The following is a 19,973-nucleotide window of genomic DNA, read 5'->3' as shown; positions in this document are numbered from 1 at the left end:
ACCTCCCTATGCCTCTTTAGAAATAAATTTCTTATAGATAGTATCGACAATTATTCCGATTGCATTATCCCCGGAAACATTGCAGGCCGTTCCGAAGGAATCCTGAGTAATGTAGAGCGCAACCATGATGGCACAGATTGGTCCTTCCGGATCGCCGGCTACGGCGCCGAAAACCATGTACAGGAAAGGAAGCGCGGTCATGATGGAGCCGCCGGGTGCGCCCGGAGATGCCACCATAGCAATGCCCAGCGTCATGATAAACGGAATCACGGTACCCAGGCTGATTGGAAGCTGGTTCATCAGACAGACTGCGGTGGCGCAGGCCGTGATAGTGATCATGGATCCGGCCATATGGATGTTGGCGCAGAGCGGTACCACAAAGTTACGAATCTGTTCGCTGACGCCGTCTGCTGCGGCACACTGAAGGTTGACCGGAATTGTAGCGGCGGAAGACTGGGTTCCAAGCGCTGTTGTATATCCGGGAATCTGATTTTTAATCAGGGTAAACGGATTCTTTTTGCTTACGGTTCCGGCAATGATAAACTGAATCAGAATGCAGATCAGATGCATAATGATGACAACGAGGAATACTTTCCACAGGATGCTTAAAATAGCAAATGTTTTTCCGGATTTCGTCATATCCACAAATGTTCCGCAAATATAGAGCGGAAGGAGCGGAATGATGGCGGTGTGAAGCACTTTGTCGATGATACTGGAAAAATCCTTTATGGCCTCATAAAGAGTATTGCCAATTTCCTTACCGCGCATTACAGAAAGGCAGAGACCCAGAATAAAAGCCAGAACTACGGCCGACAGCGTGTCCAAAACCGGTGTGATGGAGATGCTGAAGTAGGAATCAACGGAAACGCCTGCTGTGGCGGCAATCTGATCCAGAGCGCCTTCGCTCATGAAACTCGGGAACAGGCCGGAGGAGACCAGGTAAGAGCAGGATCCGGCGATCAGAGTGGAGCCGTAAGCTAAGGCCACTGTGATCAGCAGCAGTTTCCCTGCGCCCTGAGATAAATCGGCAATTCCCATGGTTACATAGGCCAGGATCATTAACGGGATGACAAACTTCAGAAAGGTGCTGAAAAGGCCGGACAGTGTGACGACGAAGCGGCAGAAGCCCTCCGGCAGAAATTGTCCGATCAGAATGCCGACGATGATGGCAATGATGAGTTTGGGGACGAGCCCCAGCTTAAATGCTTTCTTTTCCATGATTCATGTTCCCTCCATTTTTTGGTTGTTCTGTTTGAATACTTTGATGGTGCGGCTTGACGGAGCGCCCCGCGCGAGACATTTGGCCAGGGCAGCTCAAATTAGTGCAAATTCACGATTGACGTCGTGGTTTATGTATTATATCATGACAATATGCATGAATCAAATTCGTAGATTTCATATAGTTGTTGAAAAATTTTAATAAAGGGAGGCGTCCGAATGGAGATCCGTCAGCTTGTCACATTTATTCGCGTCGTGCAGCTTCAAAGTTTTTCCAAAGCCGCCGAAAGTCTGGGATATTCTCAGTCGGCAGTCACAGTACAGATCCGTCTTTTGGAGCAGGAATTGAATGCCAGACTCTTTGACCGGATCGGAAAACGGATCACGCTCACGGATCAGGGAAACCAGTTCTGTACCTATGCCTACAATATTTTACATGAAGTAAACAAGGCAAAACTCTCGCTGGACAGTGACACGGAGCTCAAAAATTCCCTTCATATCGGAACGATTGAATCCCTGTGTTTCTCCAAATTCCCTCCGATTCTCCGCTATTTCAGGGAACATCATCCGAAAGTAGCCATCCGGATCACCACGGCTTCCCCGGAAGAGCTGATTGAGATGATGGAGCACAATCAGCTGGATCTCATCTATATCCTGGACGAACCACGGTATAATAACAACTGGATTAAGGTGATGGAGGTACGGGAGGAAGTGGTCTTCGTCTCATCCCCCGCCTTCGAGCTTGCCGGGCGCGGCCATATAAGGCTGGAAGAACTGCTCGGAGAGCCTTTTTTCCTGACCGAGAAAAACGCCAATTACAGGCGGGCCCTGGACCGCTTCCTGGCATCCAGGCAAATGATCCTCTCGCCATTCCTGGAAATCAGCAATACGGAATTTATTATCCGCATGATAGAGGAGAACAGGGGCCTTTCCTTTCTTCCTTATTTTGCAGTGCAGAAGAGTGCGGAGGAACGGCGGCTGGCTGTCCTTGAGGTAGAAGATTTCCATACAGCAATGTACCGTCAGATTTTTTACCACAAAGAAAAGTGGAAGACGAAAGAGATGGATGAATTTATTCGGTTAGGGGAGATGAATCTTACATAGGGATTTTGTTGAGGAACGAGAACGCCGCCGGGACGGTCGGGGTTCGGGATGGTGAGGAGGAGGCTATGAGTCTTCAGTCCCGGTTTGCAGAGTGTGACGAGGGGGAATCCAGGAGAAAAAATTCCTACGGGGACTCGCTCCCGCTGTTGAATGCGCAACGGATGCTAGATTCGGTAATACCTCATCAAGCACCGGCGGATTCCAAGGTCCCCTTCGGAAAGTTTTCTCCTTCCTTCCCCGGGAAGGTTTTCGACGGGACTGAAGACGCGAAGGTTTTCGCCATCCCGAACCCCGGCCTGCGGCCGCTGATTTGTTCTTATTCCTTCAAAGGGGGAGGTATTGTCGCAGCCACTATGTTTCCTTAAATTTCAGGAGAATGCATTCTGTATGGTATTGAATTGATTAGTTTAAACTTTAGCGCCTGACCTATCCTTAAATAACCATTCAATTTTTTGATTCATCATTAAATTTAACTTTGAATTTATCTCTGAATTCAGCCCGAAACACCTTCAAAAGGTAAAAGGTTCACGACAACATAGTGGCTGCGACAATACCTTCCCCGCACTCGACAAAAGAGACAATCAGCCCCTGAAGCCGGCGGACGGGGCAATCACCTTCGCTGAGTCTTCAGTCCCGTCGACAACCTGCCCGGGGAAGGAGGAGAAAAACTTTCCGAAGGGTGACCTTGAAGCCCGCCGGTGCTTGGCGAGGTATTTTCGAGCCTAGCATCCGCTGTGCGCTTCACCAGCGGGAGCGTGTCCCCGTAGGAATTTTTTTCTCCGGATTCCCCTTCACCACACCCTGCAAACCGGGACTGAAGACTCATATCCAACCTCCACCACCCCGTCCGCCGTCTTACAGAGGCGTCCTCGCATCTCAACTAAATCCTCACTTGATATTTCTGAATAATATATGGAAATCTGCACATCATCATGTTACAATGAATTTATAAGAACACGGCGTATTTTGAAGAAGGGAGTCGAATTTATGGAGAAATTGTTTCATGTGGCGGAAGAGTATATAAAAGGAATGAAGTGGCAGGACATGGCTCTTCTTAAAATCTGCCTCTGTGCTGCCGGTATTGTCATCGGGCTTACGGCTCCGAAGCGGTGGAGGAAAGGCCTGCTTCTATTGGCGGCGGCTGCCTTCGTAATCACCTATATTCCGCTGATGGCCAAGTTTGTACCGGCTATGCGCAACCTCGGATGTTGCGAGGAATAGTACAAATGGAAACAGATCAAATGCAAACGGATCAAATGGAAACAAAACAAATTGAAACAGAGCAAATGGAAACAACAAATGTAAACTAAGTGAAGGGTATCCCGAAAGGCTGCAGCATAGCCTGAGGGATACCCTTATTTTGATCGTCCCTGCTCCGTAAAAGAAGACGCTGCCGTTAAAATAATGTATCAATTTAGACGATAAATCTTAACTTCAAAGTTAACGTCCACCCAATAATTTCACGATACCGCCTTTTACTGCATTCTTTTCCCTAAGAGTTTCATTCCAGATTAACCTCCCTTAACTTTGAATGTGATATACAATTAACCGATTCAAATGATATTGTAAATACATAAAAATGAATTGGGAGGGATTTAGAATGAAAAGAGAAGAAACATTGCTGACCTATGAGGATGTGGATGTGGGAGACGAGTTCCTGTCGCCCTCCCGTACGGTCAGCGAATCCGATGTTTTTCAGTTTGCAGGCATCACCGGGGATTATAATGAGCTGCACACGAGTGAGGCTTTTGCTGAGACAACTCCTTACGGGACCAGAATCGTGCATGGGATGTTGACACTCGCCATTGCCAACGGCCTTTACGTCAGAATTGGTATATTCAAAAACTCAATTTTTCTGGGAATTGATAAATGGAGGTTTTTGAAACCGGTCAAAATAGGGGATACGATACGGCTCCGCCTTGTGATTGAAGATAAGAGGGAGACAAAGGAGGGGAGACGGGGAATCATCGGAATGAAATATGAGGTCCTGAACCAGAAGAATGAGCCGGTGGCGGACGGAGTGCTGCGCCGCATGGTGGATAAAAGGAGGCCGGAGGAATGATCAAGCAGGAGCCGGGCAGGGGAGATGGAAAAGTAGAAAAAAGGGAAGGGGAAAAGGAGGGAAAAATAGAAGAAACGAAAGAAACGGGAGCGCTCAGCGATTTGACAATTCTGGATCTGACACGCGTTGTTGCGGGGCCGTTCTGCAGTTCCCTGCTGGGAGATATGGGAGCCAGGGTTATCAAAATTGAGAGACCCGGGACGGGAGATGACAGCAGGGCCTACGGCCCGTACGTAAACGGCGAATCCGCCTATTTTGCAATGCTGAACCGGAGTAAATACGGCATTACGCTGAACCTGAAGGCAGAGGAAGGAAAAGCCATTTTTTTGGAAATGGTGAAAAAAGCCGATGTGGTGCTGGAAAATTACCGGACCGGAGTTATGGAAAAGCTGGGACTCGGCTATGAGGCGCTGAGAAAGGTAAACGACCAGATTATCTATGCCTCGGTGTCTGGATTCGGTTCTTATGGCCCGTACTCAAAGCGGCCTGGTTACGATATCCTGGCGCAGGCCATGGGAGGGCTGATGAGCCTGACCGGCCCGAAGGGCGGGGAACCGACCAGGGCGGGCAATGCCATGGGAGATATCCTGGGAGGAATGAATATGGCGATCGGTGTGCTGGCCGCCGTTCACGCCAGAACGCTGATTGGCCACGGGCAGAAGGTAGATATTGCCCTGGTGGACAGCATAGCGGTGTCACTGGAAAATGCGTTTACCCGCTACTGGGTAACCAACGAGGTTTATAAACGGAATGGAAATGCCTATGCGGCCCTGGCGCCCTATGATTCCTACCAGGCCAGGGACGGACTCTGTATCATTGCCTGCGGAAACCAAAAACTGTTTGAGAGTTTCAGCCGTGAAGTGGCAGGCCATCCGGAATGGATCGACGATCCGAGATTTTTATCAAATGTGCTGCGGGTGGAAAACATGGATGAACTGAAGATACTGATCGAGGGATGGAGCAGGAACTACACGGTGGAGGAGATTGTTTCCATGGCTCTGGACGCCGGAGTTCCGGCAGGTCCCGTTTATGACATCAGCCAGATTGTAAAAGACGAACATATAGCCGCAGCCAGAGATATGTTCCCCGTTGTGGAGCATCCCGTCATTGGGAAAATGCATGTGAACGGGGATGCGGTTAAAATGACGGAGACGGCGCCCCGCATCACAAAACCCGCACCCCTGCTGGGGCAGGACAATGAGAAGATATACGGCGAGTTTCTGGGCATTACCCGGGAACGGCTCGCCGGGTTAAAGGTGGAAGGCGTCTTATAGCGGATACCGTTTCCGGCAGGAATGGCCTGGATAAAAGCTGCAGGCAAAATCCTGGAATTTGGCTGCGGCCGCGTTCATGTATCTTTTTTCGTCGCGGAACAGCGCCTGGACGCGCGGAAAAACCGGCTCCGTGATATCAATGCAGCAGGTTCCGTCATACAGGCGTGCATAGTTTGTATACGCGGTGGCAAGGGCCACGCCGATTTTCTTCATCACCATGTAGGAGCGCATCATATAATCGCATTCGATTGCAATATGCGGAGTGAAACCGGCTCTCTCACACAGATCATCGAAGTATTTGCGGGAGGAAAATCCGGGAGTGAGGGCGACAAAAGGCTCGTCCTTTACCTCGGTCAGGCTGATCTGCCTTCTCTTGGAGAGAGGGTGATCCGGATGGACGAGAAGCACGGGGGAGTCGTCACTATAAAGCAGTTCGCTGTGTTTCCAGTGGGCCGGTACATCGGTGGGACTGGCAATGACAAAATCATATTTATAAAGGCAGCCGGGATTCTGAAGTTCATCCAGGCGGAGTGAGGTGTGGGTGACGCGTATTTCCGGATGTTCAAGCTGGAAAGAAGAAAAAAGTTCAATCCAGACATTGGGGCTGGTGGTGGCGACAGAGAGAAGAATATCGCGCTGCGCCTCCATATCCCGCAGTTCGGACACTGCATTATCCAGCGAAGCGAGCATCTGGTTGACATGTTCCAGAAAGACGTAGCCTCTGGCATTCAGGTGAAGCCTGTTCCCCTGGCGATCAAAAAGCTCCGTCCCCAGTTCCTTCTCAAGACGGGAGATCGTGGAACTTAAGGAAGGAGGGGAAATGTAGAGCTGGTTCGCAGTCTGTGTCAGGTTTTCATTCTCGGCGACTGCCTTAAAATAGCGTAATTGCAATAGTTCCATCAGATTCCTCCATACCGGTGCCGCATACTATTTACTGCTTGTGTTTTATACTGGTTTATGAACGTGAAAACGCGGATTTTCACGCATGATAGGGTGATATATCATCCTGAATTATTATAGCATAGAACAAAAATAATAGAAATACGGGAATAAAGGAAAATATAAGGAGGAAAAGTTATGTTAGCAATAGCGGGGTTACTGACTATATTGGTCGTGATGTTTTTAATCATGACAAAAAAATGCTCGACACTGGTCGCGCTGATCGCAGTGCCTATGATTGCCTGTGTCCTTGTGGGGCAGGGAGCCAGCATGGGAGGATACATAACCGCGGGAATCAAAAGCGTAGCCGCTACCGGAGCCATGTTTATTTTCGCCGTTGCCTTTTTTGGCATTATGGGTGATGTCGGGGCATTTGAAATCGTAGTAAACAGGATTTTAAGAATTATTGGAAAGGATCCCTTAAAAATCTGCATCGGAACACTGATTATCACGCTGATGACCCATTTGGACGGTTCCGGCGCAACCACCTTTTTGATTACGATTCCGGCACTTCTGCCCATCTATGACAAGCTTAAGATGGATCGCCGCGTACTGGCTACGGTAGTGGCGGCGGGAGCGGGAACAATGAACCTGGTTCCCTGGGGAGGACCGACAATCCGTGCGGCAACCGCACTGGAAGTATCCCTGACCGACCTGTACAATCCGATGATTATCCCTCAGCTCTGCGGTATAGCCGCCTGTTTTGCAGTCGCGGTGATGTTTGGCCTGAAGGAGAGAAAACGTTTAAAAGGGACGCTGGAAGCGATCTCGGTTGAGCCTCCCAAGTTCGACGATTTACCGGAGGAGGAGAAAGCCAAACGCCGTCCACGCCTTGTCTGGTTCAATATTCTGCTGATTGTTGTTACCATCGTATCGCTGGTAATGGAAATTCTTCCGCCCGCCGGCTGCTTTATGGCGGCGCTCTGTATCGCCATGCTTGTAAACTACCGTGACCTGAAAGAACAGGGCAAGCGGATGGACGAGCATGCGGTCGCAGCCATGATGATGGCCTCGACGCTGTTTGGAGCCGGCTGTTTTACGGGCATCCTCGGAGGATGCGGTATGCTGGAAGCAATGGCACAGGGCCTTTGTGATATCCTTCCTGTAGCGATTATGGGACACATTGCAATATTCGTGGCAGTATTCTCAATGCCTCTGTCCCTGATGTTCGACCCGGACAGCTTCTACTATGCGGTACTGCCTGTCATCGCGGTAGCAGCCGAGGTAGCCGGTGTTCCGGCACTGGCCGTAGGCCGCGCCGCCATCTGCGGCCAGATCACGGTCGGCTTCCCAATCTCCCCGCTGACCCCATCCACCTTCCTCCTGACCGGCCTGACCGGAGTAGACCTGGGAGACCACCAGAAACACAGTTTTGTGTGGTTGTGGCTGATTTCATTGACAATTGTAATTGTGGCGGTAGTAATGGGAGTAATCCCGGTATAGGAGAGGGCGGACGCCTCTGTAAGACGGCGGACGGGGGAGTGGTAGGTTGTGTATGAGTCTTCAGTCCCAGTTGATAGGTTGCGGTGGGGGGAATCCAGGAAAAAAGATTCCTACGGGGACTCGCTTCCGCTTGTGGAGCGCACAGCGGATGCTAAGACGTCAAAGAACGCCGTCTAAGCACCGGCGGGCTCCAATGTCCCCTTCGGAATCTTTTTTCCTTCCTTCCCCGGGCAGGTTGTCGACGGGACTGAAGACTCGGGGAAGGTGATTGCCCCGTCCGCCGGCTTCAGGGGCTGATTGTCTCTTTCGTTAAGTGCGGAGAGAGGTCTTGTCGCGACCACTACAAGGCTGCGATACTTTTACAGGCTGACGGTATCTTACGATGAATCTAATAGCAAATGCATTCCTATGACGAAAGCTGAATGGTCTGACGTAATGCTCTAAACTGAAAAGGATCAAATTAAACCAGTCAGAGACCGGATAGCAGATATTTTAAAGCATTCGAGGGAACATAGTGGTAGCGACGATCCTCTTCCCCCCTTGAAGGGATAGAACAAATCAGCTGCCGCAGGCCGGAGTTCGGGATGGCGAAAACCTTCGCGTCTTCAGTCCCGGACCATAACCTTCCTGTGGGGAATCCGGGAGAAAAAGATTCCGCAGGGAACCTGAAGTCCATCGGCACTTACCGAGGTTTTTTCGAGGTTAGTACCGTTATGCACTTCGAAGAGCGCAAGCGTTTCCCGGAGGAACTTTTTCTGCCCGGATTCCCCACCCGCGACAACCGAACGCCCGGGACTGAAGACTCACAACCTCCCCCTCACCATCCCGAACCCCGACCGTAACCGGCGGCGTTCTCATTCCTCAATTAATCCCCCTTATGGCGTCCTTCATTCCCTTCACATACTCTTTCACATACGGAACACACTCTTCCCCATACTGTTTACAGAGCTTCACAATCGCGCTTCCCACAATCACGCCGTCCGCCTTGCCAGCCATATTTTTTGCCTGTTCCGGAGTGGAGATTCCGAACCCGATGGCGCAGGGGATATCTTTTGCCTGTTTTACGAGCTTTACCATTGCACCGACATCCGTGGTGATACTGGTGCGGACTCCGGTTACGCCCAGGGAGGAGACGCAGTAGACGAAACCGCTGGCTTCTGCGGCAATTCTGGCGATCCGGGCGTGGGAGGTGGGGGCGATCAGGGAAACCAGCTCCATCCCGTATTTTTTGCAGACCTTGTCAAATTCTTCTTTTTCCTCAAAGGGAACGTCCGGAAGAATGAGGCCGTTCATGCCGATTTCCGAGGCGGTGCGCACGAAACGCTCCGTTCCGTAAGAAAATACCACGTTGGAATAGGTCATGAATAACAGGGGGATGGAAGTCTTCTCACGGATATGTGATACCATTTCAAAGATTTTATCTGTGGTGACGCCTCCGGCCAGGGCGCGTTCGTTGGCGCTCTGAATGACGGGGCCCTCGGCCGTCGGATCGGAGAATGGAATACCCAGCTCGATTAAATCGGCTCCGGCTTCTTCCATTGCGTAAACTAACTGTTCGGTGATGTCGAGCGACGGATCGCCGCAGGTGATAAATGGGATAAATGCTTTTCCGGCTGCAAATGCATCCTTTATGGTAATTTTATTCATGGAGATCCTCCCCTCTGTATCGTGCGATTGCGGCGCAGTCCTTATCGCCGCGGCCTGAAAGTGTGATGACAATAATCTGATCTTTGCCCATGGATGGGGCGATTTTCCTGGCATGGGCGACCGCGTGGGCGCTCTCAATGGCCGGGATGATTCCCTCCAGCCGTGACAGGTATTCAAATGCATCGACCGCCTCGTCGTCGGTGACGGGCACATATTCGGCGCGTCCGAGGTCGTGGAGGTAAGCGTGCTCCGGTCCGATGCCCGGATAGTCCAGGCCGGCGGAAATAGAATAGACCGGTGCGATCTGGCCGTATTCGTCCTGACAGAAATAAGACTTCATGCCGTGGAAGATGCCGAGTCTGCCTGTGGCTATGGTGGCGGCCGTTTCGGCGGTATTTACACCGCGCCCGGCGGCTTCGCAGCCGATGAGACGGACGCTCTCGTCACCAATAAAATTGTAGAATGTACCGATCGCATTGGAGCCGCCCCCGACACAGGCCATAACGGCGTCGGGCAGTTTTCCCTCCAGTTCCATGATCTGTTCCCTGATTTCCTTTGAAATGACTGCCTGGAAATCGCGGACGATGGTGGGGAAGGGGTGAGGTCCCATGCAGGAACCGAGGACGTAATGGGTATCTTCGATCCGGCTGGTCCATTCGCGCATGGTTTCCGACACCGCATCCTTGAGGGTTCCGGTTCCGCTCGTTACGGCATGAACCCTGGCGCCCAGGAGACGCATCCGGTAGACATTCAGTGCCTGGCGTTCCGTATCTTCTTTTCCCATGTAAACTTCGCATTCCAAATCCATCAGAGCGGCCGCGGTGGCGGTGGCAACTCCGTGCTGTCCGGCTCCCGTTTCGGCGATCACCCTTGTTTTACCCATCTTTTTCGCCAGAAGAACCTGGCCCAGCACATTGTTGATTTTGTGGGCGCCGGTGTGGTTTAAATCTTCCCTTTTCAGGTAGATTTTGGCTCCGCCCAGATCCTCCGTCATCCTCCTTGCGTAGTAGAGACGTGACGGCCTGCCCGCATAGTTATTGAGGAGGTCGGTCAGTTCCCGGTTGAACTGGGGATCATCTTTATAATGGTTATAGGCCTCTTCTAATTCGATCACCGCATTCATCAGGGTTTCCGGCATATACTGGCCGCCGTGAATGCCAAATCTTCCGTTTGTCATAGTGTTATTCTCCTTACTGCGGCAACCGCCGCCAGAATTTTTTCTTTGTCCTTTATACCCTCCGTCTCCACGCCGCTGCTCATATCAACGCCCCAGGGACGGACCGTTTTTACTGCTTCCTCTAGGTTGTGCGGGCCAAGCCCTCCTGCGAGAAAGTATGGTCTTTTAATGTTTTTCAGAAGTGTCCAGTCAAAGGTGAGTCCCGTGCCTCCGCCGCCGTTATCGAAAAGGACTAAATCGGCGCTGCTTTTTTCGGCCTGCCGGACTGACTCCGGGGAGGTGACTCTGAATGCCTTGATGACCGGCACATCGATTTCTTTTTTCAGGTTTAATATGTAAGTTTCATCCTCGGAGCCGTGAAGCTGGACGGCTCCCAGTGTATGGTCGCGGACAAGTCTTATAATGGTGTCCTGCGGTTCATCTACAAAGACACCGGCCGGGACAATGGATTTACTGAGCCGGGAACGGAGGCTGCGAAGAGCCGCGGGGGTGATGTTTCTTCTGCTTTTCGGTACATTGATGATAAAACCGCAGTAGTCCGGCTGCGCCTCATTTACCCAGTCGATGTCAATGGGGCGGGTGAGACCGCAAATCTTGATTTTTGTCACCCGGAAACTCCTTTCAGTTCATTTAGCATGGCTTTTTTATTGGGAGAGCGCATCAGCGTTTCACCTATCAGAACGGCATCGGTACCGTTATCGTGGAGTTTTTGAATATCTGCCGCCGTCCGGATGCCGCTCTCGGAGACAAAAAGGATTTCCGGAGGGACGAGGGAACGGAGGCGGATGCTGTTGTTCAGATCCACCTGAAATGTTTTCAAATCCCGGTTATTAACTCCGATGATAGAGGCGCCGGCACGGACGGCTCTTACGACTTCTTCCTCGTCGTGCGCTTCGGTCAGCACATCGAGCCGGAGAGAAGAGGCAAGCTCCATATAGCTTTTAAGCTGCTTATCATCCAGGATGGCGCAGATCAGCAGGATGGCCGACGCGCCGCAAATTCTGGCCTGGTAAATCATGTATTCGTCCACAGTGAAATCTTTTTTCAAAACAGGGATATTTACGGAGCCGGATATCTGACTCAAATACGCGTCACTTCCCTGAAAATAAAAGGGTTCGGTCAGACAGGAAATGGCCGACGCGCCTGCGGCTTCATATTCCTTTGCAATGTCTAAATAAGGGAAGTCCTCTGCAATCACGCCCTTGGAGGGGGAAGCTTTCTTGACTTCACAGATAAACGACATGCCCGGTGCGGCCAGGGCCTGACGGAAGGTGGGACGGTCCGTTTTGGCGGAGCCGAATGCGGCCATGGTCTCGGCTTTACTTCTTATATCGAACAGGGGAAGGCGTTTCCGTTCCTCTTTGATTCGTTCTCTTGTCTTTTCTGCTATGGCAGCAAGAATATTTTCATTCATTTAGTTCTCTCCCGGATACATCTCTTTCTCAGCGGTTGCTTTCACGTATAAATTCTTCCAGTTTTTTAAGCGCGTCCCCGTTGTCAATCAGACGTTCGGCCAGCCGCACTCCGTTTTCAAGTGTTTCCGTCCTTCCCGTCACATAGAGGGCGGCGCCGGCGTTCAGGCAGACGGCACAGCGTTTGGGGCCTCTCTCCTCACCGCTTAAGATGGCTCTGGTGATTGCCGCGTTTTCCTCCGGGGTGCCGCCTGCCAGCTCTTCCTTGGCGCAGCGGGTGTAGCCGAACTGTTCCGGCGTAATCTCGTAGGACTGGAACCAGCCGTCGCGGATTTCGCAGACCGATGTTGCGGAACTCATGGAAATCTCGTCGAGTTTATCCTGTCCGTATACGACCATACCCCTTGAGACGCCCAGCTTTGCCATTACCTGCGCCAGCGGTTCTACCAGCGCCTGCTCGTAGACGCCCATCAGTTCCATGTTGGCTCCAGCCGGGTTGGAGAGGGGGCCGAGGATATTGAATACGGTGCGGACGCTCAGTTCCTTACGGATAGGAGCCACATATTTCATGGCAATGTGATAGTTCTGGGCAAATAGGAAACAGATTCCGATTTTCTTTAAAAGTTCTGCGCTCTGCTCCGGCGTAATGTCGATTTTGACCCCCAGCGCTTCCAGAACGTCGGCCGCGCCGGATTTTGATGATGCGGCCCTGTTGCCGTGTTTTGCCACCGGCACGCCGCCGGCCGCGATGACCAGGGCGGAGGTGGTGGAGATGTTAAAGGAGTTGGCTCCGTCCCCTCCGGTCCCGACGATTTCCAGGACATCCATATCGTGGAGGAGTTTGATGCAGTGGGCGCGCATGCCTGCGGCCGATGCGGTGATTTCGTCAATCGTTTCTCCTTTGATGGAGAGGGCGGTCAGATAAGCGGCCATCTGTACATGGCTGGCCTGGCCTTCCATTATTTCATTCATAACCTGCTTTGCTTCCTCATAGGACAGGTTCTCTTTTGTGGAAAGTTTGATAATTGCTTCGCGGATCATAGTTTTTACCTCCTGAAAATTATGTATTTAAAAATCCCCCGGCTAAAGACTGTATAGGAAGTTCTCTATCATCTTTTTCCCCTGCGGGGTCATGATGGATTCCGGATGGAACTGGACGCCGTAAACGGGATATTTTCTGTGTTCCACGGCCATGATTTCGCCGTCTGTGGTGCGGGCCGTGATGCGCAGGCAGTCGGGAAGATACTTTTCCGATGCGGCCAGGGAATGATATCTGGCCACCTGGACCGGCGGATTCATTCCCCGGAACAGGACGCTGTCCGGAGCTGTGTCTATCATCGATGTCTTTCCGTGCATCAGTTCCTTTGCATAAGTGACAACGCCTCCCAGCGCGCTGCAGATGGCCTGATGGCCGAGGCAGACGCCCAGAATCGGGATTTTCCCGGTGAAATGTTCGATCACGTTCAGGATGATACCGGCATCCTCCGGGCGTCCCGGACCGGGTGAAATGACAATTGCTTCGGGAGCCATTGCTTTTATATCCTCCAAGGTACAGGCATCATTTCTTACCACCTTAATATCGGGGGTGATGCTGCCAATCAACTGGTACAGGTTATAGACAAAACTGTCGTAATTATCTATCAGCAATATCATAAGAGACCTCCTTCCGCCGCTTTCAGTGCATTTACTACTGCCTTTGCTTTATTGCAGCACTCTTCAAATTCACGTTCCGGGACGCTGTCCGCCACGATTCCGGCTCCCGACTGGACACATACGCGTCCATTTTTCTTATAAGCCAGGCGGATGGCAATACAGGTGTCCATATTGCCCGTAAAGTCCAGATAGCCGATGGCGCCGCCGTAGATTCCCCTCTTTCTGCCCTCCAGTTCACCGATAATCTCACAGGCCCGCAGTTTCGGGGCTCCGGATAAAGTGCCTGCCGGTAAAATAGAGTCAATGGCGTCCACGGCGTCTTTATCCTTCCGGATGGTCCCCGATACAGTGGAACCGATGTGCATGACATGGGAGAACCTCTCAATGGTACAGTATTTTAAAACATTTACCGTGCCGAGGCTGCATACCTTGCCGAGGTCATTTCTTCCCAAATCCACGAGCATGTTGTGTTCCGCCAGTTCTTTTGTATCGGACAGAAGTTCGCGTTCGAGAGCCTGATCCTCCACGGCATCCCGGCCGCGGGGGCGCGTTCCGGCCAGCGGGAAGTTAAAGAGCGTTTCATTTTCCAGTTTCGCCAGCGTTTCCGGAGAGGCGCCCGCGATTTCCACGTCGTCACTGGAGAAATAGAACATATACGGGGAAGGATTTGTGGTGCGCAGCACCCGGTAGGTGTCAAAGAGGCTGCCTTCCGCCGCCGCGGTAAGCGGGTCGGAGAGAACTACCTGGAAGATATCGCCTTCGTGGATGTAGTGCCTGGCTTTTTCCACCATCCGGCAGTATTCCTTTTTAGAAAAGGCGGGGGTCAGTTCCTCTTTCAGCTTCAGAGGCTTGAAAACTGCCTTGGCTTCACTGCCCAGCAGTTTTTCTATCTCATCCAGTTTTTCGGAAGCATTCTGATAGGAGTGGTCCGGATCCGAGGGATCGACGCCTGCAATCAGGATCAGCTTTTGTTTATAGTGATCGAAGACGATAACCCGGTCGAAAAGCATCAAATCCACATCGCAGAAATCGTCATTTTTGAGTCCGTTTGTATTCAGGGACGGTTCGGCATACTTGATGTAATCGTAGGAAAAATAACCCACAAGACCGCCGGTAAATGGCGGCATATTTTCTAATTTCGGGCTTTTGTAATCGTCCAGAATGCGGCGGATGGCTTCGCCCGGATGGATGGTGCCGGTCGTGGTTTCCTCAGTCAGTTCGTCCTCCTCCCCGCGCCGAACCCGGAGAACTCCGTTTTTGCAGGTCAGTTCCAGACTGGGTGAGTAGCCAAGAAAGGAATAGCGGCCCCATTTCTGATTGTCCTCAGCGCTTTCCAGAAGATAGCAGTGGCGGCTTGCCGCTCTCAGCGTTCTCATTACTTCCACCGGAGTGAACCGGTCGGAATAAACTTCGCGGGCGACGGGGATGCGGCGGTAGGAGCCGCCTTCAGCGATTTTTTTTAAGTCTTCCAGTGTTGGGTACATATAAAACCTCCTGTCTCATTTACCTGGTGTTCGGTCTCATTTTGGTGTATTGTCTCATTTCAACCGGCTCTGTCGGGAGATTTTTACTGGCACGCTGTACCTTTAAGAAAACAGCAAAAAGCACGCTTTGCGAACGTTTCATTACTACGCAATAAAAAATCCGCCCATGACAGAAGAATGGTTTCTGTCAAGGACGGATATAAGTTCCGCGGTGCCACCTTGATTCATGGATCTCTCCATGCGCTTTGCGAGATACTGACATATCTCCGGCAACTGACGTATGCCCCACGTCACAGAGTACTCGGCGGTATTAAGCCTTTGACTGTGCCCTCGGCGGTCCATTTGGCAATCTGCAGTTCGATCCGGTTCTCAGCATCCCGGACTCTCTGTGCGCGCATAATTACTTTGATCTCCGCTTCATTGGTTTAAGCTAATAAATTAGTGAATTATTTTTGTACAATATACTATGTTTGAAATGATTTGTCAATTACTTTTTTTAACCTCTTAACTGTTCGATTTTATCCTGTGTTACTTTTCACTCCTCTGCCAGAAAGACGGCAGTGTAGCGAAAAGTAACCGCCTCGCGGGATACATACCGGGTGAACAGTAACTTTATCCTCCCTTTACGGAGAGGGGAAAAAACGTGCAGGTCCGGGCAGATTGCGGAGCAGTCCGAAGAGAAGGAGAATTCCAATCATCAAATAGATAACGATGGTCTGGGCGCGCGTCGGAAGGTGCTTTCCTGTTTTCACATACCGGACCGCCATTTGCAGGGCAATGACAAGGCCTGCGGGAAGCAGCAGGAGTATAACCGGATTGGCCCGGAATGCCGCTTTAAAGTCGAGACGGAAGAGGGCGAGGCACATGCGGCTTACACCGCAGCCGGGGCAGTAAAGCCCTGTGACTTCATGGAACAGGCAGGGGATCAGGGGGCGTCCCGCCAGAGTGCATAAGAAGATATAAAACAGGCCGGCTCCGAGGAGCCAGCCGATTCTGATGCACAGTTTCCGCAAACGCTTATGCATTTGGAAGATATTTATTCAGCTCATTCTGTAATAGAGCATAAGCTACAATGCTCAGTCCGAACAGGCTGAGAAGCAGATAAATCACCGGCGCGCTTCCCCTTGGTTCGCCGTGCTGGTCATGAATCATCTCAACGGCATTTCCCATCTGGTACATCCAGTAAAAGGCATAAATTCCGCAGGTCAGCAGGGAAAACAGAAAAACCATTCCTCCGCTCGTCCCCATTCTTCCGGAAAGGGCATTTGTCTCGTCATTCAGTACAATCATCCAGTAAATTCCATAGATGCCGCATGTTACGAACAGCAGTAAAATACATACCGCAATATTGCGCTGTTTCATAGTCCGTGTCCTCCTTTGTGTAGTGTCATGTCCAGAGCGTGTTGATAATTCATTCCCGCCATCAGCACGCTCCGGGCAGTTTTGATTCTACCACAGCGGGGGCGGCCGATCAACAGGAACCTACAATGTTTCCGCCCTCTGCTTGATATTCTGGTGGAAATTGATAATGTCATGCTCATATTCCTGATCCATCAGGCTGGACGTAATCATAAAATCCGCGGTTGCCTTGTTATTGGCGATGGGAATATCATAAACCTGCGCAATTCTGAGCAGTGCTTTGACATCCGGGTCGTGGGGCTGGGCGGTAAGCGGGTCGGAGAAGAAGATGATAAAATCAATCTGTCCCTCAACAATCTTGGCGCCAATCTGCTGATCCCCTCCGAGAGGGCCGCTGTTATAGCCCTTCACCGGCAGGGCGGTATAATCCGTGATCATCCTGGCGGTAGTGCCTGTCCCGCACAGGAAATGTTTTTTCAAGATCTCTTTATTCTCCTCGCACCAGTTGATAAGATCCTTCTTTTTATTGTCATGTGCGATTAAAGCTATATTTTTCTGTTTTCCGATTGTCATTGTTAAAAAATCCATATGAATCACTCTCCTTTTCACTGATTGTATTACAGCATGGCAGTAACCTGATTCTTGCATAAAATGGAAGAAATGTCAAGAAAAGAGAAATTATACAGCATAAATCATCGTATTATCTGTATCCGTACCCCGTTGTGATTACCATGTGAGGAGCATCGAAGAAGATTTCTGACATTACTATCCTATTTTAACATTTTAATGTAAAATTTTCTTCTTCTGTGTGTAAAGGTATGGTATAATGTGCGCGTAGCGGACATGATACCTGCGCATACCGTTTTCTGCGTCAACCGCAGAAATACGGGCGCTAAGTTCCGTCGGAGACACGTATTCACGGAGTGAATATCGTATAATGTGCGCGTAGCGGACATGATACCTGCGGGAACAATCAGATAATATAAAAAGGGGAATTACAGTGGAGAAACCTGGCATCGGCAGAAGAGCAGCCCTGAGAACAATCATATCGGTAGCCTGTATTTTTGTATCGGGATTTCTTCTTTTCTATGCGTATAAAAACATTACAAGAAACATGAGCGCCAGCAACCTGAGGAGAGTGGCGCAGCAAAACTGCATGGTGTATGATATGCGGTTTGCGGATAACAGGAGCATGCTGCGCAATGTCAGTGAGACACTCAGGATGTTTAACCAGATGAGTACGGAGGAACTTTCCGTTTATCTGGGAAGAAACGCGGCCGACAACAACCTGTTTGGAATATACCTGATAGACGGCGAAGGATATGCAACGGGAAAGGGCGGGAAAAGGGAAAAAATCCAGAAGACCGCCGATCTGGAGCTCCTCCTGGAGAAACAGGAAGAAATATTCAGGGTAGGGCTTTTTAATGATTCGGAGGATGCCGTTTTCGTGAGCATTCCGGTGGAACCGTATGAGGTGGCCGGTTTTAAGGTGGCTGCGCTGGCAATGGCTTACAGCAACGCATCGCTATATGACAGCCTGAATAAGGGGCTCTATGACGGGGACGCCACGGTTGTACTCGCAGACGGTAATGGAAATACTTTTATGCATTTTGCGGGGAAAGAGACGGAAGAAAAGAATTACGGTACGGTGGAAGAATACTTTTCGGGTTTGAAGTTTTCCGATCAAAACAAGCTGTCTAAAATGACGGAGTCCGCCATACACGGACACGGTACCACAACTTGGGTGAAGGATGAGCACAGGGAATACTGTCTCAGCGTTCTGCCATTTGAGAGCATGGACGGCTATCAGCTTTTTATGGTGCCGTCGGAGGTGATAGAGGCGTCGGTCAGAGGAAAACTGGACGAAGTGCTCTTGCAGTGCGGTCTGAGCCTGGTTCTGGTGGCTCTGACGCTTATTTATTTCAATCTGTACACCTACAGGCTCGACAAGGCTCAGTATATGAAGATCGTTTCCGCCCGCGACGCCGCCGAGGCTGCAAACCGGGCTAAGAGCAGCTTTCTTTCCAACGTGTCCCATGATATCAGGACGCCGATGAATGCCATCACCGGGATGGCCAGAATCGCCCAGGAAAATATAAATGACAGGAAATGTGTGGCGGACTGCCTGACGAAAATCGATGTGTCTTCCAGGCTGCTTCTGGGAATTATTAACGATGTCCTCGATATGTCCAAGATTGAGGCCCAGAAGATCGAGCTGGCAAGCCAGGCGGTTTCCCTGACGGAGCTGATTGAGTCCAACCGGATGCTGGTGGAAAAAAGGGCGGAAGAAAAGAGGCAGTCCCTGACGGTCCATTATGAAAATATCACCCATGACACCGTTCTGGGGGATCCGGTCCGTATCAGCCAGATTATCATGAACATTCTGAGCAATGCGGTGAAATGCACTCCCGATGGCGGCAGAATCACGGTGGAGGCCTCAGAGCTGCCCTGTGACAGGGAGGGAAAAGGACGGTACCGGTTCGTGATATCCGATACGGGCGTGGGAATGTCGGAAGAGTTCCAGAAACATATTTTCGAGCCGTTTACCCAGGAAAATGATTCCGGCCGTTCCAGCTATAAGGGAACCGGTCTGGGGATGGCCATCACAAAGAACCTGGTGGAATTGATGGGAGGATACATTGGGGTGGAGAGCAGTCCCGGTAAGGGGTCCGTGTTTTGCGTGGAACTTGTGCTGCCCCTGATCTTCCGGACGGCGGTGCTCCGTGAAAAAGAGGAGGGCACCGGTTCCGTATTTAAATCGGAGGAAATCATGAACTGCCTCTGTGGAAAACAGTGTCTGCTGGTGGAGGACAATGAACTAAACGCGGAAATAGCGGAAACGTTTTTATCCATGGCTGGGATGAAAAGCATGAAAGCCGTCAACGGCCGGGAGGCATTGGATCTGTACCTGAAGATGGCTCCGGGATTTTTCGATATAATTCTGATGGATATTCTGATGCCGGTGATGAACGGCTACGACGCCTGCCGGGAGATCCGGGCATCCGGGCGTCCAGACAGCCTGACGGTGCCGATCGTGGCAATGACGGCAAATGCGTTCAGCGAGGATGTTGAACGGGCCGAAGAGTGCGGAATGAACGCCCATATAGCAAAGCCGATTGATGCGGATCGGATGATGCATGTGCTGAAAGAGGCGCTGGAGTGACAATAAAAAGCCGCAGCCGCTTCCCTCGAAAAAATGAG

19 protein-coding genes are annotated in these 19,973 nt (G+C 51.0%); 7 read left to right on the top strand and 12 right to left on the bottom strand.

Annotated features, from left to right (window positions below; all coding sequences use genetic code 11):
* Window positions 1-6: 6 nt before the first annotated feature.
* Window positions 7-1,218, bottom strand: a complete 1,212-nt coding sequence (locus V3C10_21135) for a dicarboxylate/amino acid:cation symporter (protein WVP61779.1) — start codon at window positions 1,216-1,218, stop codon at window positions 7-9.
* Window positions 1,219-1,437: 219 nt separating this feature from the next.
* Here V3C10_21135 and V3C10_21130 point away from each other — a divergent pair, with 219 nt between their 5' ends.
* From V3C10_21130 to V3C10_21110, 5 genes are all read left to right on the top strand, one after another.
* On the top strand, window positions 1,438-2,322 hold the full coding sequence (locus V3C10_21130) for a LysR family transcriptional regulator (protein ID WVP61778.1): 885 nt from the start codon (window positions 1,438-1,440) through the stop codon (window positions 2,320-2,322).
* Window positions 2,323-2,387: 65 nt separating this feature from the next.
* Entirely contained in the window at window positions 2,388-2,687 is a 300-nt protein-coding gene (locus tag V3C10_21125) for a hypothetical protein (GenBank protein WVP61777.1), read from the top strand.
* Between the two features lie 622 nt (window positions 2,688-3,309).
* Complete coding sequence (locus V3C10_21120) at window positions 3,310-3,543, top strand: permease of phosphate ABC transporter (protein WVP61776.1); 234 nt, start codon at window positions 3,310-3,312, stop codon at window positions 3,541-3,543.
* A 379-nt stretch (window positions 3,544-3,922) separates the two neighbouring features.
* Window positions 3,923-4,384, top strand: a complete 462-nt coding sequence (locus V3C10_21115) for a MaoC/PaaZ C-terminal domain-containing protein (GenBank protein ID WVP61775.1) — start codon at window positions 3,923-3,925, stop codon at window positions 4,382-4,384.
* On the top strand, window positions 4,381-5,658 hold the full coding sequence (locus V3C10_21110; protein ID WVP61774.1) for a CoA transferase: 1,278 nt from the start codon (window positions 4,381-4,383) through the stop codon (window positions 5,656-5,658). Before V3C10_21115 ends, V3C10_21110 begins: the two co-directional genes overlap by 4 nt.
* Here V3C10_21110 and V3C10_21105 read toward each other — a convergent pair.
* A complete protein-coding gene (locus V3C10_21105; protein WVP61773.1) occupies window positions 5,653-6,558 on the bottom strand; it encodes a LysR family transcriptional regulator in 906 nt (301 codons plus the stop codon). The two genes, V3C10_21110 and V3C10_21105, sit on opposite strands and share 6 nt — an antisense overlap.
* Before the next feature lie 177 nt (window positions 6,559-6,735).
* On the opposite strand from V3C10_21105, the gene V3C10_21100 reads away from it, so the two are divergent.
* Complete coding sequence (locus tag V3C10_21100; GenBank protein ID WVP61772.1) at window positions 6,736-8,040, top strand: citrate:proton symporter; 1,305 nt, start codon at window positions 6,736-6,738, stop codon at window positions 8,038-8,040.
* 861 nt (window positions 8,041-8,901) lie between these two features.
* Here the strand turns inward: V3C10_21100 and trpA are convergent.
* The 10 genes from trpA to V3C10_21050 form a co-directional block, all read right to left on the bottom strand.
* Window positions 8,902-9,687: a tryptophan synthase subunit alpha gene (gene trpA / locus V3C10_21095; GenBank protein ID WVP61771.1), complete on the bottom strand. Its 786-nt coding sequence runs from the start codon at window positions 9,685-9,687 to the stop codon at window positions 8,902-8,904.
* On the bottom strand, window positions 9,680-10,864 hold the full coding sequence (trpB, locus tag V3C10_21090; protein ID WVP61770.1) for a tryptophan synthase subunit beta: 1,185 nt from the start codon (window positions 10,862-10,864) through the stop codon (window positions 9,680-9,682). Before trpB ends, trpA begins: the two co-directional genes overlap by 8 nt.
* On the bottom strand, window positions 10,861-11,472 hold the full coding sequence (locus V3C10_21085) for a phosphoribosylanthranilate isomerase (GenBank protein WVP61769.1): 612 nt from the start codon (window positions 11,470-11,472) through the stop codon (window positions 10,861-10,863). Before V3C10_21085 ends, trpB begins: the two co-directional genes overlap by 4 nt.
* Window positions 11,469-12,278 (bottom strand): indole-3-glycerol phosphate synthase TrpC, encoded by an 810-nt coding sequence (trpC, locus tag V3C10_21080; GenBank protein ID WVP61768.1) that lies wholly within the window; start codon window positions 12,276-12,278, stop codon window positions 11,469-11,471. The genes V3C10_21085 and trpC overlap by 4 nt, the downstream gene beginning before the upstream one ends.
* 28 nt (window positions 12,279-12,306) lie before the next feature.
* A complete protein-coding gene (gene trpD, locus V3C10_21075) occupies window positions 12,307-13,317 on the bottom strand; it encodes an anthranilate phosphoribosyltransferase (GenBank protein ID WVP61767.1) in 1,011 nt (336 codons plus the stop codon).
* Window positions 13,318-13,359: 42 nt separating this feature from the next.
* The gene (locus V3C10_21070; GenBank protein WVP61766.1) at window positions 13,360-13,929 is read right to left on the bottom strand and encodes an aminodeoxychorismate/anthranilate synthase component II; all 570 of its coding nucleotides are present in this window, start codon (window positions 13,927-13,929) and stop codon (window positions 13,360-13,362) included.
* Window positions 13,926-15,413 carry an anthranilate synthase component I gene (gene trpE, locus V3C10_21065; GenBank protein ID WVP61765.1) on the bottom strand — a complete coding sequence of 496 codons (1,488 nt, stop codon included), beginning with the start codon at window positions 15,411-15,413 and terminating at the stop codon, window positions 13,926-13,928. Before trpE ends, V3C10_21070 begins: the two co-directional genes overlap by 4 nt.
* 623 nt (window positions 15,414-16,036) lie before the next feature.
* Window positions 16,037-16,438: a DUF2752 domain-containing protein gene (locus V3C10_21060; protein WVP61764.1), complete on the bottom strand. Its 402-nt coding sequence runs from the start codon at window positions 16,436-16,438 to the stop codon at window positions 16,037-16,039.
* Window positions 16,431-16,775 (bottom strand): DUF4234 domain-containing protein, encoded by a 345-nt coding sequence (locus V3C10_21055; GenBank protein WVP61763.1) that lies wholly within the window; start codon window positions 16,773-16,775, stop codon window positions 16,431-16,433. Before V3C10_21055 ends, V3C10_21060 begins: the two co-directional genes overlap by 8 nt.
* A 120-nt stretch (window positions 16,776-16,895) precedes the next feature.
* Window positions 16,896-17,360 carry a methylglyoxal synthase gene (locus V3C10_21050; protein ID WVP61762.1) on the bottom strand — a complete coding sequence of 155 codons (465 nt, stop codon included), beginning with the start codon at window positions 17,358-17,360 and terminating at the stop codon, window positions 16,896-16,898.
* Between the two features lie 412 nt (window positions 17,361-17,772).
* On the opposite strand from V3C10_21050, the gene V3C10_21045 reads away from it, so the two are divergent.
* On the top strand, window positions 17,773-19,935 hold the full coding sequence (locus V3C10_21045) for an ATP-binding protein (protein ID WVP61761.1): 2,163 nt from the start codon (window positions 17,773-17,775) through the stop codon (window positions 19,933-19,935).
* The last annotated feature ends 38 nt before the right edge of the window (window positions 19,936-19,973 follow it).

The organism is [Clostridium] symbiosum, assembly GCA_036419695.1.
Classification (GTDB): domain Bacteria; phylum Bacillota; class Clostridia; order Lachnospirales; family Lachnospiraceae; genus Otoolea; species Otoolea symbiosa_A.
This window is presented reverse-complemented; position numbering and strand designations above follow the sequence as displayed.